This window comes from Okeania hirsuta (genome assembly GCF_003838195.1).
GTDB classification, from domain to species: domain Bacteria; phylum Cyanobacteriota; class Cyanobacteriia; order Cyanobacteriales; family Microcoleaceae; genus Okeania; species Okeania hirsuta.
The window spans coordinates 1-5,217 of sequence record NZ_RCBY01000363.1; the positions used below are offsets into that span (position 1 = coordinate 1).

The following is a 5,217-nucleotide window of genomic DNA, read 5'->3' on the forward strand; positions in this document are numbered from 1 at the left end:
TCATGCGGAATCTGGTATTTCTCTAACCTACGATAAAGGGCATTTCTACTCAGGCCCAAAGCCTGCGCTACTTTACTAATCTTCCCACTATGATGAGCCATGGCCTTGAGGATCATTTCTTTTTCCATTTCTTCCAGGGACATGGTCCCGACCTCTGGGAGACCTCCTTCATTTTTTTCTGCGAGCAGGATCTCCCAGTTGATCTTTGAAATCATCTAGCTCCAAATGATCTTCCGGGCTCATGAGGACGGTTCTTTCTACCAGGTTTTGAGCTGACGAATATTGCCGGGGAAAGAATACTGCTGCAACCAATTCATAGCAGCCTCACTTACCTGCAATCCCGGGCGTTGGTAAGATCTGGCGAAGATTTTTCAAATAAAACTCTACCAATAAGGGGATATCTGAGGTGCGTTCCGAAGGGCTGGGAGGCGAATGGTAATAAGATTGATTCGGTAGAAGAGGTCTTCCCGAAACAAACCTTCAGAAACCATTTCAGCCAAGCTGCGGTTGGTGGCGCTGATGATGCGAACGTTCACCTTTTGGTTCACACTGCTCCCCAGAATTTCAAAGCTTCGGTCCTGTAAAACACGCAGCAATTTTACCTGACTGGCCAAATCCAGTTCCCCGATTTCGTCCAGGAAAATGGTTCCGCCATCCGCCATTTCAAATCTCCCTTTTCGGTCATAACGCGCATCCGTAAATGCCCCTTTCTTATGTCCAAAAAGTTCACTCTCAAATAAGTAGTTGAAATCCCCCAAATTGACCTTTACAAAGGCTTCTCCCTGCCGCTTACTATTCTGATTGAACCGCCTCTGCAATCAATTCCTTCCCCGTCCCACTTTCCCCCAATATCAAAATAGAAGCTTCGGTATTAGCCACTCGACCTATTGTTTCCAGAATCTTCATAAAACCGGATCCTCCCCACGATATGCCAAAGTCGTACTTTTTATCAACTCTTTCGGCTGCTGCTTGCGCCTGAAAGCCTTTCAAGGCCAGAGCAGTTTTGATGGCCAGCCAGCATCTGCTCATGGACCAGGGCTTGCTTGATAAAGTCTCTTGCCCCCGCTCGCATACCCGCTATAGCCAGTTAATGGTAGCCCAACCCGTAATCAAAATAACCGGCATAGATGGGTTCAAAGGCTAAAATCTTCTGAGCAGGTCCAGCCCTTCTTCCCCGCTGGTTTCCAGAGAAATTCATGTCGAGGATGATCAGATCTACCTTATTTTCCCGGATAAAATCCAGGGCTGTATGGGGCTTTTTTACGGCGCACAATCCCAGCCCTGGTTTTTTCAGGAGGAGTTTTAAGGAAGCTAAAACTGCCTGGTCATCATCTATGATAAGGATCATAAAGGGCTGTTTTCTTTTATTCTTCTCGCAAGGCGATGGCAGGATGCAATTCGGCAGCCTGAGAACTTGGGATCAAAGCGCAGACAAATACCAGCAAATAGATGCAAATCGCGGCGAAAAACAATGGCTACAATGTAAATACCGGCATTTACGCCAAATACATCCAGAAGCGGAAATTGGGAGCAAAAAAGATCCCCCAGAATCAAGCTTAATGGTCGCAAAGCACCATGATTTTCCAAAATAAATTGGGGTAGTTAATCTCGGCCTTACTTGAACCCATAGCCCTTCTCACACCTATCTCCTGTTTTCTGCGGCTGATGTTTTGCCAAAGCACACCAAACAATCCCAAGCGCGACATTAAAGATGAGGAAGCTCCGATAATTCCAATATTAGTAAAGGGATAAATGAAACCAGTAGAAAATTTGACCGCATTTCAATCAACATATTGGATTTCCAGGAGTAATCCGGCGCAATCTGGTGCATATTTTTCATCAATTTTGCTTCAAAAGCAGCATCAGCATCTTCATTAACCTTAAGCAAGAGACTGGATAGTAGCCGATTTTCATTTTTCCTAAGAAAAAATCCGTATCCACTTTCCATAATTCCCCCTCTGTATCTAAAATCCTCACCGACTCCTACTACTTCATGGTAATCATTTTCCGTATCTCCATGCTGAAGTTTTTGCCCTACTGCTGAGCCTTCAGGAAAAAGTTCTTCAGCCATATTGCAGTAAGGATAAAGGGAGGATTGGCAAGCACTTCATCCTGCGGCTCAAACCATCTTCCTTCCAGATTTCAATCTCCAGGGTTTCATCGTATTATCGTCAACAACAAACCTTTGGGCTTGAACACTGGCATTTGCCCTGTTCAAAACTGAAGAATTTGGAAACACTGGCAAGGGAGTATTATTCTGAGACCAGGTAAATCTCTTCAATTTCACTAATAAGATTTTAAGGCTTCTTCAATTTGTGCATACTAACCTGGAGAGATGCTTTATGTTCCATCCCTTCCCGATTCAAAGAAATTGACCCAAACTTTCTCGTATTCATAGCCCAGTGGACTGAAGAATTCCTGTAGATTATTTGTAAAATCCCGAAACTAAAGACCAGGAAGAGGACCATAAAGGAGAAGAAAATTTCGACAACAAACCTAAGTGTTTTGCCTCTTTGGTTCCATATAAGTTTAAATGCCTGACGTATCATGAGTTTAATCCTTTTAAAGCGTTAAACAACCTGAATTTTCGACATCCTGTAGGCGGGGAGCACGCCGGAAAGCAGCCCAAACACCAGACAGAGGAATATTGCGAAATAGAAATACATTGAGCTGAAGCCCAAGTTCTATATGGGTTAAGAAGCTCAGAGTTTCAATGATCTCCAGGGCTCCAAGTGCTAACAGGAGACCTATTCCTCCTCCGATTAGCGTTACCAGTATGTTCTCAACTATAAATTGCCAAGCCAGGGTCATGGAATTTGCGCCAAATGCTTTCGCGAACTCCAATTTCAGAAGATCTCTCACTGATCCTACTTGAATTTAAATTGATTAGGTTTCAGGGCAGGTAAAAAGCATGAATAGGAGCATAGCGGAAGTTAGGATTGTAGTGAGCAGCCCATTTGAGGTTCTTGCCCAATTACAAAATCCAGCAGAAATTCGCATCAAGCTTGTCATCGCAAAGGAACTAATTGATAGTATATTCCTGCTTCCACCCCTGACTTCTCCTGCCGGCACTTCCAATTTTGCTACCAAAATCCTGGTACTCTTCCTTAATCAGGGAATATCATTAGGAGTAGCTCCTTGCAAAATGACGGTAAATCCTCCTATTAAATCCGGATTTTGCAATTGTGGGTAGCAAGCCCAACAGGCACGTAAATGTCGCTATATTGATAGATAGTAGCTTCGGATACATTCTCTACTACCCCCAGAACTTTGTATTCGACATTATCTGTTTCAATAGTCTTGCCCACGGCCGATACCCCTTCTCCAAAATAGGAATCACGCGTAGCTCGCGTAATCACTGCCACACGAGCTTTGTCTTTTCACATGTTCTTGAGTAAGGTTTTACCCTCTAAAAAACTATAGGAATGCATATTCCAATAGTTTGCATCGGTATAATTCAGGGTAAGGTTAATTTTCGATCTCCCACAAAGGAATTAGTACTTTTTCCGTTGGATATAAATTCCCACTCCTGAGGACTCTCATTTTCCGAATGAAAGTATCGTATAGATAATAGCTCGCCCCTCCATTCCAGCCACCTCCATTTCATTCTTCCTGAGAGACCGTAGCACATAAATCAAATGATCATCAGGACCTACCGGATAGTGTTTTCCCAACGATCTGATCCACCCAAAAGTAGCAAGAACAGAAAGAATGCCAATGTTAGGCTAATCCGAAAAAGACTGACGAAGGTGAAGAATTTATTTCTTGCCAAAACCTTCCAGGCGATCTTTATATAATTGCGTAACATAATTTTAGGCTTAAAAAAGATTATAACAACCTGACTTCCATCAAATAAGCGTACCAAACGGTGCGTGCGCATTGCCATACTTTTCGTCATGCGTAACCATTACAATGGTCGTTTCATCTTCTTCATTAAGCTTGATGAGGATGTCCATGACTTCATTTCCCATCACACTGTCCAGGTTACCCGTAAGGCTCATCTGCCAGAATGATGGAAGGATTTTCCACAATCGCTCGTGCAATGGCGACCCTTTGCCGCTGCCCACCGGAGAGTTGGCTGGGGAAATGCTCATGCGATTGCTAAGTCCGACTTTATTGATGCTTCGATGGCTCTGTTCTTCCTTTCCTTTGCCGACATCTTCTATACAGCAAGGAAGCTCTACATTATCAATTGACTTGAAGATCGTTGATGAGGTGATAGCTCTGGGAAAATGAAACCGATATTCTGGTTACGGAAACGAGCGAGTTCTTTATCAGAATAATCGCTGAAATTTTTTTCCAATTTATGCTCAAGTCCCCTTCACTGGGTTCATCCAGCAAACCATAATATTAAGCAGGTACTCTTTCCACAACCGGAGGGGCCCATGACAGAAAGAAATTCTCCCTTGTCAACGTTCAGGTTGATTTGATTCAGTGCCACGGTTTCTAGGTCCGTGTTTGGTAAACCTTTTCGATGTTGGATAATGCAATCATATCTTTAGTGCGTTATGTGCTGATTTATAAGTAAAGTCAAATAAGGTTAATTCCGCGAATTCGATAATAGCTCTTCCAGTAGTCCCAAAGCGATTGAACGTAATCTCGTTTGCCTGGTCTTTTTCTTGTAAAGCTATGCTAAGGTCCGTTATGCTAAGTTTGTTGATGAGAAATCTGTCTTGTGCGATCTGGTAACGCATCTGAGCCAAATCGTCTACCTCCTTGTAGTTCTACCTGCTTAGCGTAGCGCCTCAAAAGGGTCAATTCAGTCAGAAGAATTTGGTCGAAATTGATGCTGTCCTGCTCAATCTCATAAATTACCAATTGGCGATTGGCTTTGGCAGTTTCTTACCCCGGGATTTGGCTCTTCCCCAGTCCATAATCCGGAGGGAGAATTCCAGGGAGATGGTTTGCTGCTCAATGGGGTTTCTGTAAGCTTCTGAAAATGCGTTTATCGCTTTTGTTAATCCAATGCTTCCCACCAGATTGGCCGAAAAGCCTCTGGAGCCTTTTGCCTCTGCGATTCCCATTTTCGGCCTCCAGGGCTCGACGCTTAAAGGCAATGGAATTGGGGCGAATCTTATGGGCTTGCTCCAAGGCTTTCTCGATGGAAATTTCAAGTATGGGCAAATTTTCTGGCAATTGGAGGAAAAGGGAAACGTCCCCGCGGTAATTGATAAAAGAACCCAGTTGAAGGTTGGCAGTTTCCATGTCTTGCTCAGC

General features: G+C 43.7%; 14 protein-coding genes. 1 reads left to right on the top strand and 13 read right to left on the bottom strand.

The genetic code is table 11. The features are described from left to right. The 13 genes from D5R40_RS38290 to D5R40_RS38315 form a co-directional block, all read right to left on the bottom strand. Nucleotides 1-215: helix-turn-helix domain-containing protein (locus tag D5R40_RS38290; protein WP_205127739.1), on the bottom strand; the 215-nt coding region annotated here is incomplete at its 3' end. A 42-nt stretch (nt 216-257) separates the two neighbouring features. Next, on the bottom strand, nt 258-368 hold the full coding sequence (locus tag D5R40_RS43590; protein WP_445974455.1) for an AAA-type ATPase lid domain-containing protein: 111 nt from the start codon (nt 366-368) through the stop codon (nt 258-260). A 15-nt stretch (nt 369-383) separates the two neighbouring features. Next, a complete protein-coding gene (locus D5R40_RS38295) occupies nt 384-758 on the bottom strand; it encodes a sigma 54-interacting transcriptional regulator (RefSeq protein WP_240041682.1) in 375 nt (124 codons plus the stop codon). Between the two features lie 34 nt (nt 759-792). Then, nucleotides 793-1,029, bottom strand: a complete 237-nt coding sequence (locus D5R40_RS38300; RefSeq protein WP_205127741.1) for a sigma 54-interacting transcriptional regulator — start codon at nt 1,027-1,029, stop codon at nt 793-795. 58 nt (nt 1,030-1,087) lie between these two features. Then, nucleotides 1,088-1,348 (bottom strand): response regulator, encoded by a 261-nt coding sequence (locus D5R40_RS38305; RefSeq protein WP_205127742.1) that lies wholly within the window; start codon nt 1,346-1,348, stop codon nt 1,088-1,090. After that, complete coding sequence (locus D5R40_RS36460; RefSeq protein WP_161565112.1) at nt 1,345-1,587, bottom strand: hypothetical protein; 243 nt, start codon at nt 1,585-1,587, stop codon at nt 1,345-1,347. The genes D5R40_RS38305 and D5R40_RS36460 overlap by 4 nt, the downstream gene beginning before the upstream one ends. Further along, nucleotides 1,557-1,706, bottom strand: coding sequence for an FtsX-like permease family protein (locus D5R40_RS43035; protein WP_124155667.1), 150 nt, complete (start codon nt 1,704-1,706; stop codon nt 1,557-1,559). The genes D5R40_RS36460 and D5R40_RS43035 overlap by 31 nt, the downstream gene beginning before the upstream one ends. Beyond that, on the bottom strand, nt 1,706-2,071 hold the full coding sequence (locus D5R40_RS30135; RefSeq protein ID WP_124155668.1) for a hypothetical protein: 366 nt from the start codon (nt 2,069-2,071) through the stop codon (nt 1,706-1,708). The genes D5R40_RS43035 and D5R40_RS30135 overlap by 1 nt, the downstream gene beginning before the upstream one ends. Nucleotides 2,072-2,562: 491 nt before the next feature. After that, the gene (locus D5R40_RS43040; protein ID WP_124155669.1) at nt 2,563-2,862 is read right to left on the bottom strand and encodes an FtsX-like permease family protein; all 300 of its coding nucleotides are present in this window, start codon (nt 2,860-2,862) and stop codon (nt 2,563-2,565) included. 302 nt (nt 2,863-3,164) lie between these two features. Next, entirely contained in the window at nt 3,165-3,365 is a 201-nt protein-coding gene (locus tag D5R40_RS43045; protein WP_124155670.1) for an ABC transporter permease, read from the bottom strand. A gap of 619 nt (nt 3,366-3,984) precedes the next feature. Beyond that, on the bottom strand, nt 3,985-4,044 hold the full coding sequence (locus D5R40_RS43050; protein WP_375339427.1) for a hypothetical protein: 60 nt from the start codon (nt 4,042-4,044) through the stop codon (nt 3,985-3,987). A gap of 286 nt (nt 4,045-4,330) precedes the next feature. Beyond that, nucleotides 4,331-4,441 carry an ATP-binding cassette domain-containing protein gene (locus D5R40_RS40305; protein WP_161565113.1) on the bottom strand — a complete coding sequence of 37 codons (111 nt, stop codon included), beginning with the start codon at nt 4,439-4,441 and terminating at the stop codon, nt 4,331-4,333. Nucleotides 4,442-4,647: 206 nt separating this feature from the next. After that, nucleotides 4,648-4,818 (bottom strand): hypothetical protein, encoded by a 171-nt coding sequence (locus D5R40_RS38315; RefSeq protein ID WP_205127743.1) that lies wholly within the window; start codon nt 4,816-4,818, stop codon nt 4,648-4,650. Nucleotides 4,819-4,980: 162 nt separating this feature from the next. Here D5R40_RS38315 and D5R40_RS38320 point away from each other — a divergent pair. Further along, nucleotides 4,981-5,217 (top strand): hypothetical protein (locus D5R40_RS38320; protein ID WP_205127744.1); only part of this gene is annotated, 237 nt, incomplete at its 3' end.

What these genes read in the sequence shown, in the direction of transcription:
- D5R40_RS38300 (WP_205127741.1), bottom strand. Translation starts at nt 1,029, where the DNA reads ATGAGCAGATGCTGGCTGGCCATCAAAACTGCTCTGGCCTTGAAAGGC.
- D5R40_RS38305 (WP_205127742.1), bottom strand. Translation starts at nt 1,348, where the DNA reads ATGATCCTTATCATAGATGATGACCAGGCAGTTTTAGCTTCCTTAAAA.
- D5R40_RS43035 (WP_124155667.1), bottom strand. Translation starts at nt 1,706, where the DNA reads ATGTCGCGCTTGGGATTGTTTGGTGTGCTTTGGCAAAACATCAGCCGC.
- D5R40_RS30135 (WP_124155668.1), bottom strand. Translation starts at nt 2,071, where the DNA reads ATGGCTGAAGAACTTTTTCCTGAAGGCTCAGCAGTAGGGCAAAAACTT.